Source organism: Bizionia sp., from assembly GCF_048259285.1.
In the GTDB taxonomy this organism is placed as follows: domain Bacteria; phylum Bacteroidota; class Bacteroidia; order Flavobacteriales; family Flavobacteriaceae; genus Algorimicrobium; species Algorimicrobium hallyeonense.
In genome coordinates this window covers 1-16,725 of the sequence record NZ_JBLXHU010000020.1, presented here as the reverse complement: position 1 = coordinate 16,725, position 16,725 = coordinate 1, and the positions used below count along the sequence as shown (strand labels likewise).

The 16,725-nt window shown below is 34.7% G+C and carries 16 protein-coding genes; 11 read left to right on the top strand and 5 right to left on the bottom strand.

Annotation, left to right across the window (positions count from 1 at the left end; translation table 11 throughout):
- Nucleotides 1-80 precede the first annotated feature (80 nt).
- Both ACN0QX_RS10525 and ACN0QX_RS10520 read left to right on the top strand, forming a co-directional pair.
- On the top strand, nucleotides 81-554 hold the full coding sequence (locus tag ACN0QX_RS10525) for a hypothetical protein (protein WP_417196882.1): 474 nt from the start codon (nucleotides 81-83) through the stop codon (nucleotides 552-554).
- 5 nt (nucleotides 555-559) lie between these two features.
- Nucleotides 560-1,951, top strand: a complete 1,392-nt coding sequence (locus tag ACN0QX_RS10520; protein ID WP_417196880.1) for a M64 family metallopeptidase — start codon at nucleotides 560-562, stop codon at nucleotides 1,949-1,951.
- Between the two features lie 2 nt (nucleotides 1,952-1,953).
- Here ACN0QX_RS10520 and ACN0QX_RS10515 read toward each other — a convergent pair whose 3' ends face one another.
- The 4 genes from ACN0QX_RS10515 to ACN0QX_RS10500 all read right to left on the bottom strand — a co-directional run bounded on the left by ACN0QX_RS10515 (nucleotide 1,954) and on the right by ACN0QX_RS10500 (nucleotide 5,480).
- Nucleotides 1,954-2,460 carry a DUF4136 domain-containing protein gene (locus ACN0QX_RS10515; RefSeq protein ID WP_248395469.1) on the bottom strand — a complete coding sequence of 169 codons (507 nt, stop codon included), beginning with the start codon at nucleotides 2,458-2,460 and terminating at the stop codon, nucleotides 1,954-1,956.
- Nucleotides 2,461-2,483: 23 nt separating this feature from the next.
- Entirely contained in the window at nucleotides 2,484-3,191 is a 708-nt protein-coding gene (locus ACN0QX_RS10510; protein ID WP_417196878.1) for an ion transporter, read from the bottom strand.
- A 6-nt stretch (nucleotides 3,192-3,197) separates the two neighbouring features.
- Nucleotides 3,198-4,196 (bottom strand): GTPase ObgE, encoded by a 999-nt coding sequence (gene obgE, locus ACN0QX_RS10505; protein ID WP_248395474.1) that lies wholly within the window; start codon nucleotides 4,194-4,196, stop codon nucleotides 3,198-3,200.
- A gap of 174 nt (nucleotides 4,197-4,370) precedes the next feature.
- Nucleotides 4,371-5,480, bottom strand: a complete 1,110-nt coding sequence (locus ACN0QX_RS10500; protein ID WP_248395476.1) for an adenylate kinase — start codon at nucleotides 5,478-5,480, stop codon at nucleotides 4,371-4,373.
- Nucleotides 5,481-5,639: 159 nt separating this feature from the next.
- On the opposite strand from ACN0QX_RS10500, the gene ACN0QX_RS10495 reads away from it, so the two are divergent.
- The 5 genes from ACN0QX_RS10495 to ACN0QX_RS10475 all read left to right on the top strand — a co-directional run bounded on the left by ACN0QX_RS10495 (nucleotide 5,640) and on the right by ACN0QX_RS10475 (nucleotide 10,552).
- A complete protein-coding gene (locus ACN0QX_RS10495; protein WP_248395478.1) occupies nucleotides 5,640-6,794 on the top strand; it encodes a 5-(carboxyamino)imidazole ribonucleotide synthase in 1,155 nt (384 codons plus the stop codon).
- A gap of 24 nt (nucleotides 6,795-6,818) precedes the next feature.
- Nucleotides 6,819-7,307, top strand: coding sequence for a 5-(carboxyamino)imidazole ribonucleotide mutase (purE, locus tag ACN0QX_RS10490; RefSeq protein ID WP_248395481.1), 489 nt, complete (start codon nucleotides 6,819-6,821; stop codon nucleotides 7,305-7,307).
- Nucleotides 7,308-7,656: 349 nt separating this feature from the next.
- The gene (locus ACN0QX_RS10485; protein WP_417196874.1) at nucleotides 7,657-9,690 is read left to right on the top strand and encodes a M3 family metallopeptidase; all 2,034 of its coding nucleotides are present in this window, start codon (nucleotides 7,657-7,659) and stop codon (nucleotides 9,688-9,690) included.
- Between the two features lie 42 nt (nucleotides 9,691-9,732).
- On the top strand, nucleotides 9,733-10,287 hold the full coding sequence (locus ACN0QX_RS10480; RefSeq protein WP_248395485.1) for a sigma-70 family RNA polymerase sigma factor: 555 nt from the start codon (nucleotides 9,733-9,735) through the stop codon (nucleotides 10,285-10,287).
- Between the two features lie 4 nt (nucleotides 10,288-10,291).
- On the top strand, nucleotides 10,292-10,552 hold the full coding sequence (locus ACN0QX_RS10475) for a hypothetical protein (RefSeq protein ID WP_376861765.1): 261 nt from the start codon (nucleotides 10,292-10,294) through the stop codon (nucleotides 10,550-10,552).
- On the opposite strand, the gene ACN0QX_RS10470 is transcribed toward ACN0QX_RS10475, so the two are convergent.
- Nucleotides 10,532-11,365 carry a hypothetical protein gene (locus ACN0QX_RS10470; RefSeq protein ID WP_417196872.1) on the bottom strand — a complete coding sequence of 278 codons (834 nt, stop codon included), beginning with the start codon at nucleotides 11,363-11,365 and terminating at the stop codon, nucleotides 10,532-10,534. The two genes, ACN0QX_RS10475 and ACN0QX_RS10470, sit on opposite strands and share 21 nt — an antisense overlap.
- Nucleotides 11,366-11,484: 119 nt before the next feature.
- Between ACN0QX_RS10470 and gcvP the strand changes: the two genes are divergently transcribed.
- The 4 genes from gcvP to ACN0QX_RS10450 form a co-directional block, all read left to right on the top strand.
- The gene (gcvP, locus tag ACN0QX_RS10465) at nucleotides 11,485-14,334 is read left to right on the top strand and encodes an aminomethyl-transferring glycine dehydrogenase (protein ID WP_417196870.1); all 2,850 of its coding nucleotides are present in this window, start codon (nucleotides 11,485-11,487) and stop codon (nucleotides 14,332-14,334) included.
- 180 nt (nucleotides 14,335-14,514) lie between these two features.
- A complete protein-coding gene (locus ACN0QX_RS10460) occupies nucleotides 14,515-15,573 on the top strand; it encodes a 3-oxoacyl-ACP synthase III family protein (RefSeq protein WP_417196868.1) in 1,059 nt (352 codons plus the stop codon).
- A gap of 54 nt (nucleotides 15,574-15,627) precedes the next feature.
- Nucleotides 15,628-16,155, top strand: a complete 528-nt coding sequence (locus ACN0QX_RS10455) for a methyltransferase (protein WP_248395495.1) — start codon at nucleotides 15,628-15,630, stop codon at nucleotides 16,153-16,155.
- Nucleotides 16,156-16,246: 91 nt separating this feature from the next.
- Nucleotides 16,247-16,725 (top strand): glycosyltransferase (locus tag ACN0QX_RS10450; protein WP_417196866.1); only part of this gene is annotated, 479 nt, incomplete at its 3' end.

Genomic DNA, 16,725 nt, shown 5'->3' with positions numbered 1-16,725 from the left:
TTAAATGAAAATCACAAATAAGCTAATAACTTAATTACTAATTCCCTAACTTTACAAATTAATACAATCCGTATTTATTTATGAAACATACGCTTCTCATATTGCTATCCGTTTTTACTTTTGGAACAACTGTGTTCGCACAGAATAGTTCCGCAAAGCAAGACATTAAAAAAGTAGCGGACAGCATGATTTTTTTAACCTATCATATTAAAAAATCAACAGATGCAACACCAACAATAAGTCATTTAAAAGCGGTATTAGCGAAAGGACGCATTAAAGGATTTCATAAAAAAAAGGAACTCATGAAAACGGGGAATTTAACCTGCAATTTATTGGATAAAGAATTAAAGGTGATTGAAACACTTTATATAGAAAATCCGCTTGAAAAAGTGGTTGAATTTGTAAATGACTCTGGTGATTTAGAAAAACGCCTTATTGCATTGGAAAGTACCGATTTTGCTTTCAGAATGCCTTACCATGAAACCGCTAAATATGCTCGGATGTATGTTATAACCAATTCGGACACCACCAATTACATAATAACCAAGCTATAATTATTATGACAAAACAACTACTTCCACTATTATTACTTCTTTTTGTAACGAGCGCTTTCGCACAGACTTTTGATGTAGAAACCATTAAAAATGCTGGCGATAATGACAAACGCATCAATATGGTTATTCTTGGTGATGGTTACACGGCAAGTGAATTGACAGATTTTGAAACTGACGCTGCAAATTTTGTGAGTGCTATTTTTGGTCAATCTCCTTTTTCAGAATATTCCGATTATTTTAATGTGCATATTATCAAGGTTATTTCCAACGAAAGTGGTGCAAATCATCCTGGAACGGCTACCGATGAAGGCAGTTATAACGTGCCAGTTTCCACGGTAGACAATTATTTTGGAAGCACCTACGATGGTTTTGGTTCACATCGTTTGCTATACGCACCAAATTATAGTTTAATCATCTCTGTTTTGGCTGATAATTTCCCCGAATATGATCAGGCCCTTATTTTAGTAAACTCGCCGTATTATGGTGGTAGTGGTGGCGAATTCCCAGTAACTTCCACAGGAACGAGCGCCAATGAAATTGCAATTCATGAAATTGGACATTCATTAGTAGATTTAAAAGATGAGTATTATCCTGGCGATTATTACGCTGAAGAAGGTATTAATATGACCCAAGAAACGGACCCAAGTCTTGTAAAATGGACCAATTGGATTGGATCCAATGGGGTTGATATTTATCAATATTGTACAACTGGATCTTGTGCTTCCTGGTATAGACCTCATCAAACCTGTAAAATGCGTTATTTAGGCTATCCGTTTTGTGCGGTTTGTAAAGAAGGGATTATTGAAAAAATTCATGATTTAGTGTCACCTGTTGATAGCTTTTCTCCTACTAATTTATCCATTGAAACCTCAACGTTTCCGGTTTCTTTTAATGTATCACTTATTAACCCAAGTACGAATACGTTGGAAACAATTTGGACCTTAAATGGCACCACGCATTCAACGGATGTTGATATGATTTCCATATTGGAAGCCGATGTTAATAATGGTTTAAATAGTCTGTCTGTTGCAATTACAGACAACACCAGTTTGCAACGTATTGACAGTCATGAAACCATTCATGTTACTACTGTTACGTGGAGTATTGACAATACCACATTAGGTATTACTGATATTACAGCAGAAGAAAATCAATTTTCCATCTCCCTATATCCCAATCCAACAAACAATGCTTTTTATGTGAAGTTTGACAGTTTTAATTCCTCAAATGTACGTTTAGAATTAACGAGTATGGATGGTAAACAGGTTTTATCAACCCGTTTAGAATCTGGCATAACAAATACTATAAATTTAAATCAACAAGCGGCAGGACTTTATATTGCTAACATTTACAGTGATTCTGTATTGTTAGCGCGTAAAAAAATTATTAAAAAGTAAGCTTATTTTTTAGGAGGATACTTTTCTAATAGTTTTAATACCACTGTTTTAAATTGAGCGGTTCGTGCTTCTGGTGAATTTTCCGGAGCAGCCGGTTCCTGACTAACACCTTGCCAAAATAGCTGTTGTGTTTCACCATCAACAAAGTCTAAAATAATTTGTCTGGAAACAGAACCTTGACCAATTGGAATACCGACAGATACACCGCCACCACCACTACCAACTCCCATTCCAACGGAACTGGATTGCTGATTTTGATATGTTACACTCTTTACATCAATAATAAAATCCGGAGTTTCTGATAATATAAATCCTTTGCTTTGAAGTTCCGCATCTAACTCCGTAAAAAAACGTTTGGAATCTAACTGACTGAAACCCGTTTGCATATTATCAAAATAATGGTAGGTTTTGTATTGGGTAAAGTCTGTTCCTTTGTCGTAATCGTAACTTACAGTAACACCACAAGACGTTAGCAAAAAGGCAAGAATTAGGGCTTGAAATCTTTTCATTTTTTATTTTAAATATACGAAAATTATTCTGCGTTTTTATCAACAGATTTTGTTAAAGCTGATGAGATGATACCTGTTGGAATCGCAACAATCCCTAAACCGATAAGCAAAATAAAGAACGTAAACACCTTTCCGCCTACTGTTATTGGGTATACATCGCCATATCCTACTGTAGTTAGGGTTACTATTGCCCACCATAAACTATCAAATATGGAAGAGAAGTGTTCAGGTTGAGCTGCATTTTCAAAATAGTAGATACCAACAGCTGCGAAATAAATTAAAATTAATGTAATAAATAGAAATAGGAGAATTTCTTCTTTTGCAGATTTAATAGCCGTAGTAAAATGATTCATGGCTCTATTATAGCGAACTAATTTCAAAATTCTAAAAAGTCTTAAAAAACGTAACGCACGAAGTGAACGTAAATCAATTCCAAACGATAAGTAGAATGGTAAAATGGCCAGCAAATCTATGATGCCAAAAAAGCTAAAAATGAATTTACGCTTGTGATCGGCAACATAAATTCTCAAAATATATTCAAAGGTAAAAATTATAACGCTAAACGCTTCAATGACACGAAGAATTGTTCGCGTATTTGGTTCTAAATCCGGATCCGTTTCTAACGTAAAAGTGACAACTGAAATTAAAATTAATACTTGAATAGCAATTGCAAAAATCTTGCTTGCCCGATTATCATGAATTTCAATTATGTTTTTTAAACGTTGTTTCATTCAAATTTAATCATTCAACGATTTCCACAATTTATCTTTCAGTTCCTGAAGTCCTTGTTGCGCCACAGAAGAAATAAATAAATAATCTACTGGAAGTTCACCATCCAAAATTTCTTTTAATTCTGCTTTAAGCTCATCATCCAACATGTCACTTTTTGAAATGGCAACAATGCGTTCTTTATCTAAAATTTCAGGATTATATCGTCTCAATTCATCTAATAGAATATCATATTGTTTTCTAATATCATCCGCATCAGCAGGAATTAAAAATAGCAACACGGAATTACGTTCAATATGACGAAGAAAATAATGACCAAGGCCACGACCTTCTGCCGCGCCTTCAATAATTCCAGGAATGTCTGCAATAACAAATGATTGGTGGTCGCGATACTCCACGATTCCTAAATTGGGTTTTAGAGTTGTAAACTCATAATCCGCAATTTTAGGTTTTGCAGCCGTAACAACCGATAATAATGTGGATTTTCCAGCATTAGGAAAACCAACTAACCCAACATCTGCAAGAACTTTTAGTTCTAAAACAATTTCAATTTCTTCACCAGGAATTCCCGGTTGTGCATAACGTGGTGTTTGGTTTGTAGAAGTTTTAAAATGCCAGTTTCCACGGCCACCCATACCACCTTTAGCAATTATACGTTCTTCACCATGATCGGTAATTTCAAAAAGAACTTCGTTTGTTTCTTTATCGCGAACAACAGTTCCTAATGGCACATCCATATAAACATCAGAACCATCGGCTCCTGTGCTTCTACTCTTGCTACCATGCATACCATGCTCGGCCTTAAAATGTCTTTTGAATTTATAGATATATAATGTCCAAAGATTCTGATTTCCACGAATAATTACATGACCACCACGACCACCATCTCCACCATCGGGACCGCCTTTTTCAATATACTTTTCTCTATGTAAATGCGCAGAACCTTTTCCACCATTTCCGGAAGACACATATAATTTTACGTAATCCACGAAATTTCCTTCAGTCATAATTATCTATTAATTTGTAAACTTAAATTTGATGATCCTAGGCATCAATTTGCACCAATCATTATCAAATTATTCGTTAAATCTTTTTCCCAAAACGGGACACTTGTTTTATTTCAGTTTTCGAACTTAAAATTAATCATTTTTTAAAACGCTAATAAAGTTCCAAAAAACCAATTATAGTTTGTCAATTACCTGACTTAACCGAACTGTTATATCTTGAATACTTCCCACACCATCTACTCCAAAATACTTGTTTTGAGCTGAATAATAATTTTTTAATATGGCTGTTTTTTTGTAATATTCTTTAATTCGATTTCTAATAATAGTTTCATCAGCATCATCTGGTCTACCACTTGTTTTTCCACGTTCTAATAAACGTTTTACTAAAACTTCATCATCTACTTCCAACGCAATCATGGCATCAATTTGTGAATCCTTTTCATCCATAAATTTATCTAAAGCATCTGCCTGTGCATTGGTTCGTGGAAACCCATCAAAAATAAAACCTTTAGCATCGGCATTTTTTTCAACTTCGGCATTCAACATATCTATAGTTACTTCATCTGGTACCAACTCACCTTTATCCATAAACGATTTAGCTAACATACCCAAAGCTGTTTCGTTTTTAATGTTAAATCGGAACACATCACCAGTGGAAATATGCACTAAATTATATTTTTCTTTTAAGTATTCTGCTTGTGTTCCTTTTCCTGCTCCAGGAGGTCCAAATAGTACAATATTGGTCATATGTTGTGTTGTTTTTAGTTGATATATTTCAGGTAAATCACGTCCTAATCCATCATAGTCTAAACCGTAGCCAACTATAAATTTATTAGGAATTTCCATACCTACATAGTGTAATTTATAATCTTTTTTATACGCTTCTGGTTTATAAAATAAGGTAGCTATAATGAGTTTCTTCACGTTTTCATTTTCGAAAATTCTATGAACTTCGGTTAGCGTATTTCCAGAATCGATAATATCCTCTAAAATAACAACAGTGCGTCCCGTTAAATCTTGTGTTAAACCTATAAGGCGCTGAATATCTTCTGTAGACTTTACGCCTTCATAAGATGCTAATTTTATAAAAGTAACCTCGCAAGGCTTTGGATATTTTTTTACAAAATCACTTACAAACATGAACGAGCCATTCAAGATACCAATAAACACAGGGATTTCATCACCTAATTCATCAGCAATTTCATGAACCATGCGTTCTACAGTGGCTGCAATCTCTTTTTCAGAAATAAACGGCTTAAAATATAAATCGTGGAGCTTTATCACTTGTTCTTAATTTTAGAAATGCAAAGATAATCATTTGATTAACGTTTTGCGAATTCTGATATATATAGTTGGGAAATAAGTTTTTTGGGAAACCAAGGATTTGTATTTTTGTTGGGTAATTATTTACCAGTCGCCAATAGGCTTAAATGTAAAAAGACCATGAATTACTTTTCTTCCAACTTTAAATTAGGCATTTTAGGTGGTGGCCAATTAGGTAAAATGCTTCTAAATGATACCCGAAAATTTGACATTTACACCAGTGTCATGGACGCAAGCCCAGAAGCACCTTGCAAAATTGCCTGTAACGAATTTCATTTAGGCAATTTAATGGATTATGATGCCGTTTATAACTTCGGAAAAGATTTAGACGTCGTTACCTTTGAAATTGAAAACGTAAACACCGATGCGCTTGAAGATTTAGAAAAAAAAGGTGTGAAAGTATATCCATCATCCAAGACCTTACGTATTATTCAAAATAAAGCCACGCAAAAATTATTTTATCTAGATCATAGTATTCCAACAGCCGAATTTTCACGCTTTGCATACACCAGTCAAATTGAAGATGCACTTGAAAACGAAGTTTTAAAACTGCCTTTTGTTTGGAAATGTGCCCAATTTGGATACGACGGAAACGGCGTAAAAGTTGTGCGAAAGGTAGAGGATTTAATTGGGCTTCCCAACGTGGAATGTATTGCAGAAACCATGATTCCATTTAAAAATGAATTAGCGGTTATTGTAGCCAGAAATCCTAATGGTGATGTGGCAACGTATCCCGTTGTAGAAATGGAATTTCACCCAGAAGCCAATCAAGTAGAGTATGTAATTTGTCCTGCCCGAATTGATGAGGAAGTGGCAAAAAAAGCAACCGATATTGCCTTAAAAGTTTCAAAAGCCTTTAACCATGTCGGCCTTCTGGCAGTTGAAATGTTCCAAACTCAAGATGACAAAATTCTCGTTAATGAAGTGGCTCCAAGACCACATAATTCGGGACATCAGACTATTGAAGCTAGTTATACATCGCAATTTGAGCAACACCTTCGTGCCATTTTAAACTTACCTTTAGGTAAAACAGAAAACAAAGTTGCTGGTGTTATGGTAAATTTAGTTGGAGCTGAAGATCATACGGGAAATGTTGTTTATAAAAATATGGAGACCATTATGGCAATGGATGGCGTTACACCACATATATACGGTAAAAAACAAACACGTCCTTTCAGAAAAATGGGACATGTAACCATTGTGAGTGACTCTATTTCCGAAGCACGAAAAATTGCAGAAGACGTCAAGAAAACGATTCAGGTTATTAGTAAATAAAAAACAGATATTAATATATAAAGTATGAGCAAAGTAGGAATTATAATGGGAAGCAAGAGTGATTTGCCAGTTATGCAAGACGCTATTGATATTTTAACGGAATTTGGAATATCTATTGAAGTTGATATTGTTTCAGCGCACCGAACACCTGAAAAGCTTTTCGATTACAGTAAACATGCACATACACGTGGTATAAAAGTTATTATTGCAGGCGCTGGAGGTGCTGCGCATTTACCAGGCATGGTGGCCTCATTGTCGCCTTTACCAATTATTGGCGTTCCTGTAAAAAGCAGTAATTCTATTGATGGTTGGGATTCCGTATTATCTATTTTGCAAATGCCAGGTGGTGTTCCGGTAGCAACAGTTGCATTAAATGGCGCCAAAAATGCAGGTATTTTAGCAGCTCAGATTTTAGGAAGTTCAGATCCTGATATTTTAAATAAAATAGTGACCTACAAAGAAGGATTAAAAGCAAAAGTTATTGAATCTGCTAAAGATTTAAAAAAGTCTTAAAACAAATAAACCTCGGCCAGAAGCCGAGGTTTAACGCTATTAATCAATAATTTTTAAGTGAGCATGAAACTCTCATGAAAAAATCTGGTACAAAAGTACTGCATAAAAGTAAATTACAACCACCTTATTGTCTTAAATTTTAGTTAATAATCCCGTTATTACTGACTTGGTAGGAAAAGTATCACAATGATTTAAATGTTTTTTAACAAATGAAATTAAATAAATTACTAACCTTTATCATCTAATAAGGCGGAATCATGTTTCCTGTTGAAAACACAGAAGCAAACATCTTAATAACAACATTTTAAGCCTAAAAGATTTTAAAGAAAAATAAATTGAAAAAATAGTCATGAGTATACTTAATAAACCATTCGACACACCTTATAATTCAGCTCCATTTTCAAAAATTTCGGATGCAGATTATTTACCGGCTTTTAAAATAGCCATTGATAAAGCCAGAACTGAAATTGATGCAATTACTAAAAATTCTGAAGCGCCTTCGTTTGAAAACACGATAGAAGCTTTAGATTTTTCAGGTGAAGAATTGGATCGCCTATCGAGTATATTTTTTAATATGAATTCGGCTGAAACAAATGACACTATTCAAAAAATAGCCCAAGACGTTTCGCCATTATTATCAGAATTCAGTAACGATATTACCTTAAATCAAGCTTTATTTGAACGGGTTAAAACTGTTTATAATTCCAAAGACACACTTCAATTAAGCAAAGAGCAAGAAACCTTACTCGATAAAAAATATAAAGGATTTTCCAGAAATGGGGCGAATCTTCCAGAAGATAAAAAGCAAGAACTTCGTGATATTGACAAAAATCTAAGCAAACTAAAATTAACCTTTGGCGAGAACGTTTTAGCCGAAACCAATAATTTTGAGTTACATATTACTAACGAAGAAGATTTAGCCGGTTTGCCAGAAGGCGCTAAAGAAGCTGCAAGTAATTTAGCCGAAAGCAAAAATAAAGACGGTTGGTTAATTACTTTAGATTACCCAAGTTACATTCCGTTTATGACCTATGCTGACAATCGGGAACTCCGTAAAAAACTGGCTATTGCTTCTGGAGCTAAAGCATTTCAAAATAACAAATATGATAACCAAGAAAACGTATTGCAGATAGCTAAGCTTCGTTTTAAGCGCGCTAACTTATTAGGTTACAAAACGCATGCACACTTTGTGTTGGAAGAACGTATGGCTAAAAATCCACAAACAGTTGAAACATTTTTAAATGAACTTCTGGAAAAGGCGAAACCAGCAGCTGAAAATGAATTTAAAAATCTAGAGAAATTTGCTAAAGATTTAGATGGTATTGATCAACTTCAAAAATGGGATGGTGCCTATTATGGTGAAAAACTGAAACAGAAGTTATTTGATTTAGATGATGAAAAATTAAAACCGTATTTCAAGTTAGAGAATGTCATTAATGGTGCTTTTACCATTGCTAAAAAATTGTTTGGCTTGCAGTTTGAAGAAATTAATAACATTGACAAATATCATGAAGATGTTCTTACTTATAAAGTAACCGATACAAAAGGCAATTTAGTATCCATTTTTTATGCTGACTTTTTTCCAAGACCAGGAAAAAGAAATGGTGCTTGGATGACGGTTTATAAACCGCAATACATAAAAAACGGTGAAAATAGCCGTCCACATATTTCAAATGTTTGCAATTTCACCAAACCAACAAAAACAAAACCATCGTTATTAACGTTCAACGAAGTTACGACGTTATTTCACGAGTTTGGGCACGCACTTCACGGCATGCTTGCCAATACAACCTATCCAAGTTTATCTGGCACAAGTGTATTTTGGGATTTTGTAGAACTACCAAGTCAAGTACTAGAAAACTGGTGTTATGAGCAAGAGGCACTTGAAATTTTTGCGACACATTATGAAACTGGCGAAGTAATTCCAATGGATTTAATTCAGAAAATTAAAGCATCTTCCACGTTCCATGAAGGCATGCAAACCATGCGTCAAATTAGTTTTGGTTTGTTAGATATGAGCTGGCATGGTCAAGATCCAACGACTATAACTAACGTAAAAGCGCAAGAACTGCAAGCATTTAAAAACACCAAACTTTATCCAGATGTCGCAGAAAATTGTATGAGCACGTCATTCTCTCATATTTTTCAAGGTGGTTACAGCTCAGGATATTACAGTTATAAATGGGCTGAAGTTTTAGATGCCGATGCATTTGAATATTTCCAAGAGCAAGGTATTTTTAATGTAGACGTCGCTAAAAAATTTAAAGATAACGTCTTATCTCAAGGCGGAACAGATGACCCTATGGTTTTATACAAACGCTTTCGTGGCAAAGAACCACAACCTGATGCTTTACTAAAACGCGCTGGATTAATTGAGAAATAGAAATTTTACCCTATTTTTGATAAAAATTGCTGAAAGACTTTTATGCCTAAACACCTAATAAATCCAGATCAATGGATTGATCGTTATTCGGATTACTTGTTTAATTTTACCATATCACGTGTTAGTGATCGTGAAATTTCCAAGGATTTGGTACAAGACACATTTTTTGCAGGCTTAAAATCCATGAAAAATTTTAAAGGTGAAGCTAGCGAGCGTACGTGGCTTATCTCTATTTTGAAACGGAAAATTATTGATCACTATCGGAAAATAAATTCTAAAAAAGGACAAGCAGAAGTTCGCATGTCTTATAATAGTAATGAAGAAGAAGGTGATTGGTTAGAGGAACGCGTTGCAGATCCGTTTGATAAAACAGCCGAAGACACGCTAGAAAATGATGAATTGGGCGATGCCATTTATAGTTGTCTAGAAAAGCTACCTGAAAAACAAGCTACTGTTTTTAAAATGAAAACAATTGAAGGACTCGAAACAGAAACCATTTGTAATGAACTAAATATTACACCGTCTAACCTATGGGTTATTGTACATAGAGCACGAACAGCTATGGCAGAATGCATGGAAAACACTTGGTATAATTAGCAGCATGAAAAAAAGTTTTTTATTTATTACCTGCGATGAGGCACAACATATTTGTGACAAGGCGCAATACAATGAAGCGACAGGTTGGGAGAAATTCAAATTGACGTTACGTTACTTTATGTGCAAAATAACACGGTCCTACGTTAAACGAAATACAAAACTTTCTGAATCTGTAAAAAGCTCAAAAGTCCATTGTTTAAAAACCATTGAACGCGAACAAATAAAAGCGCAGTTTAATGAAGAATTATCCAAACAAAAGCGTTAGTACTAACCACAATATAGGGATACTTTCTACCCAAAACCCACTGTAATATTTTCCTTGATTCTTTCTAGAAAAGAGTATACTTAAAATTACTAAACCAGTAATTCCGAACTGAATAATTAATTTACCCAGTGCTTTTTCTGGCATAAAAAACTCCATTCCAAAAAATAAACACGCTAAAATAACACCCATAATCTTGGTGTTTTTAATGCCAATTTTTTGAGGTATAGTTGCCAATTTAATACTGTCAAACTGCATATCACGAATTTCAAAAGGAAGCATCATAGCTAAAACAAATAAAAATCGTTGCGCAAAAGCCCAAATCACCGTTGAATCTAGCAGTCTATCATTATTAATTAAAGGAATAATCACAGTAACGCCTGACCAAACTACAGCTATAACATAAACTTTAAGCCCACTAACATTTCGTAAATTTTGCTGTTTATTTAGATAGAACTTTTTCGGAAGAAACGGAATGGCATACAAAAATGTAATCAGCGCAAAAAAGCCTAAATAAAATAGAGTTTTAGTTTGCAATTGCACTGCAAAATAGGCCATGTTTAGCACACATATAAAGGAGAAAATCTGAATTATTTTCAACCAACTGGATAAGCTTCGATGATGAAATTTTGCCAAGCCAAAAAACTTCACAAAATTATATCCGGCAATGCTTGCAAAAAATATAAATAAAAGTACGTGGGTATCAAAAGGAATTTGGTACTCTATTAGCGTTAACCAACTTAAAGCAAACGCAGATAAAGCCACGTGAATACTGCTGTTTATATAAAAATCGAAAAAGTGTTTTTCAAAACGCATAAAACAAAAATACACAAAGTGTTAATAACAAAATCAATTGGTTAAAAACTTTCATTTTCATTAACATTTAAACGTGAATAATTCCGTAAATTTGCAGCCTAAATTCAACACAACTTTTAATGAATACAACTGCTTTCGCACAACGTCACATTGGTCCAAGAGAAGAAGACCAAAATCGCATGTTACAAACCATTGGTGTGGACTCCTTAGATCAACTAATTTACGAGACTGTTCCAGATGATATCCGATTAAAAAAGGACTTAAATCTTGATGAAGCCATGAGTGAGCAAGAATACTTGACACATATTCATGAATTATCTAAACGTAATAAAACATACAAAACCTATATTGGCTTGGGTTACCACCCAACCATTTTGCCAGCGGTTATTCAACGTAATATTCTGGAAAATCCAGGGTGGTATACAGCATACACTCCTTACCAAGCAGAAATTGCTCAAGGAAGGTTGGAAGCGCTTTTAAACTTCCAAACCATGATTACAGATTTAACGGGTATGGAATTAGCAAACGCTTCGCTATTAGACGAAAGTACGGCTGCAGCAGAAGCTATGGGCTTGTTATTTGCTGTTAGATCACGCGATCAGAAAAAAGCAAATGTGAATAAATTTTTTGTTTCAGAACATATTTTGCCACAAACCTTATCACTTTTAGAAACTCGTTCTAACCCTATTGGTATTGAATTAGTTGTTGGAAGTGAAGATACATTTGATTTTTCTTCGGAATTCTATGGTGCATTATTACAATATCCAGGTAAGGACGGACAAATTACAGATATAAAAACATTCATTGCGAAAGCAAATGACAAGGATATTAAAGTGGCCGTTGCTGCGGATATTTTAAGTTTAGTAAAATTAGAGGCTCCAGGGAAATTTGGCGCTGATGTGGTTGTTGGAACCACACAACGTTTTGGTGTTCCTATGGGATATGGTGGACCTCACGCAGCTTATTTTGCAACAAAAGAAATGTATAAGCGTGATATTCCTGGCCGTATTATTGGTGTAACCAAAGATATGAATGGAAATCGTGCTTTACGTATGGCATTACAAACACGAGAGCAACATATTAAACGTGATAAAGCAACATCAAATATTTGTACAGCTCAAGTACTTTTAGCCGTTATGGCTGGAATGTATGCCGTTTATCATGGACCAAAAGGTTTAGAGTTTATTGCTAATCGTGTTCATAATACTGCTGTTTCTGTTGCTAATGCTTTAGATAAACTAGGCTTTAGCCAGTTAAACACAGCCTATTTCGATACGATTAAAGTTAAAGCAAACGCTAATAATATTAAAGTAGCAGCTGAAAAAGTAGGAGTTAATTTTTATTATCCAGATGCCGATACAGTCACAATATCAATAAATGAAACAACAACACTTAAAGATGCGAATCAAATCGTTTCAATTTTTGCAGGTGTTGCTAATAAAGAAACCATAAAAATTGAAGCGCTTTCTGAAACCAATATGGTGATGGAATCGTTACAAAGATCGTCTGAATTTTTAACGCATGACATTTTTAATTCGCACCATTCGGAAACAGAATTAATGCGCTACATCAAAAAATTAGAACGTAAGGATTTATCGCTAAATCACTCGATGATTTCATTAGGCTCCTGTACCATGAAATTAAATGCAGCCGCTGAAATGTTACCATTAAGTTCACCAAATTGGGGAACTATTCACCCATTTGTTCCAGCAGATCAGGCTGAAGGTTATTTAACAGTTTTAAAAGAATTGGAAGATCAACTTACAGAAATCACTGGTTTCGCAGCAACATCATTACAGCCAAATTCGGGTGCTCAAGGTGAGTTTGCTGGGTTAATGGTTATAAAAGCATACCATGAATCTCGTGGTGATCATCATAGAAATATTTGTTTAATCCCATCATCGGCTCACGGAACCAATCCGGCGAGTGCTGTTATGGCAGGTATGAAAGTAGTGGTAACAAAATCTACTGAAAAAGGAAATATTGATGTAGAAGATTTACGCGAAAAAGCGGAATTACACAAAGACAACTTATCCTGTATCATGGTAACCTATCCATCAACACACGGTGTTTATGAGTCGGCTATTAAAGAAATCACTAAAATTATTCATGATAATGGTGGTCAAGTTTATATGGATGGTGCCAATATGAATGCGCAAGTAGGATTAACAAATCCTGGAAATATTGGTGCAGATGTTTGTCACTTAAACCTTCATAAAACATTTGCTATACCTCATGGTGGTGGTGGACCTGGTGTTGGACCAATTTGTGTTGCTAAACAATTAGCGCCATTTTTACCAAGCAACCCAATTATTAAAACGGGAGGAACTAATGCTATTTCAGCAATTTCTGGAGCGCCATTTGGCTCATCATTGGTTTGTTTAATTTCCTACGGTTATATAAAAATGTTAGGAGCAAAAGGTTTAACGGAAGCTACTAAAATTGCTATTTTAAATGCCAATTACATCAAGCAACGTTTACAAGGTCAGTTTGACACATTGTATTCTGGTGAACGCGGTAGAGCAGCTCATGAAATGATTGTAGATTGTCGTGCCTTTAAAGAAAATGGTATTGAAGTATCAGATATTGCAAAACGTTTAATGGATTATGGGTTCCATGCACCAACAGTTTCATTCCCTGTTGCTGGAACGTTAATGATTGAGCCAACCGAAAGTGAAAGTAAAGCAGAAATGGATCGTTTTTGTGATGCTATGATTTCCATTAGAAAAGAAATTGAAGCAACATCTAAAGATGACACCAATAATGTGCTTAAAAATGCACCTCATACTTTAGATATGGTAACTGCTGATGAATGGCTTATGCCGTACACACGAGAACAAGCTGCATTTCCATTAGAATATGTGCGGGATAATAAATTTTGGCCAACTGTAAGACGTGTTGATGACGCTTATGGTGATCGTAATTTAATTTGTACATGTGCACCTATTGAAGATTACATGGACGCATAAAACATACAAATTAAAATAAGGCCTTCCGTTAAGAAGGCCTTGTTTTTTTTATTATATATAGGTTTATTGTCGATTTTTTTATCATTTTCGTAAAAAATGGAACAAATACAATAGCGAGTAGTTAAAACAATAATTTATTAACTAATTTAGTGCATGCCCAACTAAATTGAATGCAAAAATATGGCAATAAAAATTACAGGAACTGGTAGTTATATACCGAGTAGTATTGAACGTAACTCGGACTTCAATCGGCATGAATTTCTCAACACAGACGGATCGTCATTAATGCAGAACAATGAAGTTATCATTGAAAAGTTTAAAGCAATAACTGGAATTAATGAACGTCGTTATGCAGACAAAAATTTAACCACATCCGATTTGGCCTTTTATGCGGCGAAAGATGCTATTAAAGACGCACAAATAAATCCAGAAGAACTAGATTATATTATTGTTGGCCATAATTATGGTGATGTAAAGCACAACACAGAACAAAGTGATACAGTGCCAAGTTTAGGATCTCGAGTCAAACACCTATTAGGAATAAAAAACCCGAAGTGTGTAGCTTACGATTTACTTTTTGGCTGTCCTGGTTGGATTGAAGGTGTCATTCAAGCCAATGCTTTTATCAGGGCAGGAATGGCAAAAAAATGTTTGGTTATAGGAGCCGAAGCCTTATCACGTGTGGTGGATAAACACGATCGCGATTCCATGATTTATAGCGATGGTGCTGGAGCAGTAATTGTTGAGGAAACGGATGGTTCAGGCGGAATAATTGCGCACGAAAGCGCCACGTATGCGCTAGATGAAGCTCATTTTATATATTTTGGAGAAACTAATAATTCGGCCATTACGGATCAACGTAGATATATTAAAATGTACGGCCGCAAAATTTACGAATTTGCCTTAAAAAATGTGCCAACTGCCATGAAAGCCTGTTTAGATAAAAGTGGTTATCAAATAACAGATTTAAAGAAGATTCTCATTCATCAAGCCAATGAAAAAATGGATGAAGCTATAGTTCAACGGTTTTATAAGCTCTATAATATGGAAATGCCACAAGGTATTATGCCCATGACCATTAATAATCTTGGGAATTCTAGTGTGGCCACCATTCCTACTTTATTCGATTTAATTTTGAAAGATGAATTAACAGGACATACTATTAACCAAGGCGATATTATTATGTTTGCCAGCGTAGGTGCCGGAATGAACATTAATGCCATTGTTTACAAGTATTAACGGAGGTTTCAATTTAAATTCACACATAATATTCCCCTTTTTGAAGGACAAATAATGTACGAAAAAAGTTATCCAAATAAACGGTTTAAACATACTGCTGAATTTCTTCAAAAGCACATTTCAACCAATTCTAGTATTTTAGATTTAGGGGTTGAAAATCCGTTTACGCCTATCATGAAAAACCTTGGTTATCCAGTTGAAAATACCACTGGTGAAGATTTGGATGTGAATACGCGAGCTATTGAAAATTCAAAAGCGGAAGTCGTAACTGCTTTTGAAATATTCGAACATTTACTATCCCCTTTTACCGTATTACAGAGTATTAAAGCCGATAAATTAGTCGCTAGTATTCCCTTGCGTTTATGGTTTTCTCCTGCTTATAGAAGTAAAACGGACATGTGGGACAGACATTACCATGAATTTGAAGATTGGCAGTTTGATTGGCTTTTAGAAAAAGCTGGCTGGAAGATAATAGCGCGTGAAAAATGGACCAATCCAACTAAAAAAGTAGGCATCAGACCCATTTTACGTTGGTTTACACCAAGATATTATATTGTCTATGCGGAAAGAATAAACAAATAATAATTATTCCATTTAAAATTTCACATTTTGAGAATAAGTTTATAGTTCCCAAATTTGAATTCCTGTAACTTTAAACCTTAAATCATAACTTTTGAATTTTTATATCATCATTCCAGCCCACAACGAAGAGATATATATTAAACAAACTTTGGTATCTCTAGCAACCCAAACCCTTTTACCAAAACAGGTGGTTGTTGTGAATGATAATTCTACCGATAAAACTCAGCAACTTGTTGAAGGTTTTACTTCAAAATACAACTGGATTTCATTAGTAAACACAATATCTTCTAACAAACATTTACCAGGCAGCAAAATCATCCATGCGTTTTATAAAGGCTATGAAACGCTGGATGAAGATTATGATGTGATTTGTAAATTTGATGCCGATTTAATATTTCCAGAGAATTACTTGGAAGAATTGGCCAAACATTTTCAAGGGAATGACAAGCTGGGAATGGCTTCTGGATTCTGTTTTATTGAAGAAAACAATGAATGGATTCTTGAAAACCTAACGCGAAAAGATCATATACGTGGCGCACTAAAAGCCTATAGAAAAAACTGCTTTTTAGA

Bases quoted from the DNA above. Each gene is read 5' to 3' on its own strand.
- ACN0QX_RS10525 (WP_417196882.1), top strand. From the start codon at position 81: ATGAAACATACGCTTCTCATATTGCTATCCGTTTTTACTTTTGGAACA.
- ACN0QX_RS10520 (WP_417196880.1), top strand. From the start codon at position 560: ATGACAAAACAACTACTTCCACTATTATTACTTCTTTTTGTAACGAGC.
- ACN0QX_RS10515 (WP_248395469.1), bottom strand. From the start codon at position 2,460: ATGAAAAGATTTCAAGCCCTAATTCTTGCCTTTTTGCTAACGTCTTGT.
- ACN0QX_RS10510 (WP_417196878.1), bottom strand. From the start codon at position 3,191: ATGAAACAACGTTTAAAAAACATAATTGAAATTCATGATAATCGGGCA.
- obgE (WP_248395474.1), bottom strand. From the start codon at position 4,196: ATGACTGAAGGAAATTTCGTGGATTACGTAAAATTATATGTGTCTTCC.
- ACN0QX_RS10495 (WP_248395478.1), top strand. From the start codon at position 5,640: ATGAATTACTTTTCTTCCAACTTTAAATTAGGCATTTTAGGTGGTGGC.
- purE (WP_248395481.1), top strand. From the start codon at position 6,819: ATGAGCAAAGTAGGAATTATAATGGGAAGCAAGAGTGATTTGCCAGTT.
- ACN0QX_RS10485 (WP_417196874.1), top strand. From the start codon at position 7,657: ATGAGTATACTTAATAAACCATTCGACACACCTTATAATTCAGCTCCA.
- ACN0QX_RS10480 (WP_248395485.1), top strand. From the start codon at position 9,733: ATGCCTAAACACCTAATAAATCCAGATCAATGGATTGATCGTTATTCG.
- ACN0QX_RS10475 (WP_376861765.1), top strand. From the start codon at position 10,292: ATGAAAAAAAGTTTTTTATTTATTACCTGCGATGAGGCACAACATATT.
- ACN0QX_RS10470 (WP_417196872.1), bottom strand. From the start codon at position 11,365: ATGCGTTTTGAAAAACACTTTTTCGATTTTTATATAAACAGCAGTATT.
- gcvP (WP_417196870.1), top strand. From the start codon at position 11,485: ATGAATACAACTGCTTTCGCACAACGTCACATTGGTCCAAGAGAAGAA.
- ACN0QX_RS10460 (WP_417196868.1), top strand. From the start codon at position 14,515: ATGGCAATAAAAATTACAGGAACTGGTAGTTATATACCGAGTAGTATT.
- ACN0QX_RS10455 (WP_248395495.1), top strand. From the start codon at position 15,628: ATGTACGAAAAAAGTTATCCAAATAAACGGTTTAAACATACTGCTGAA.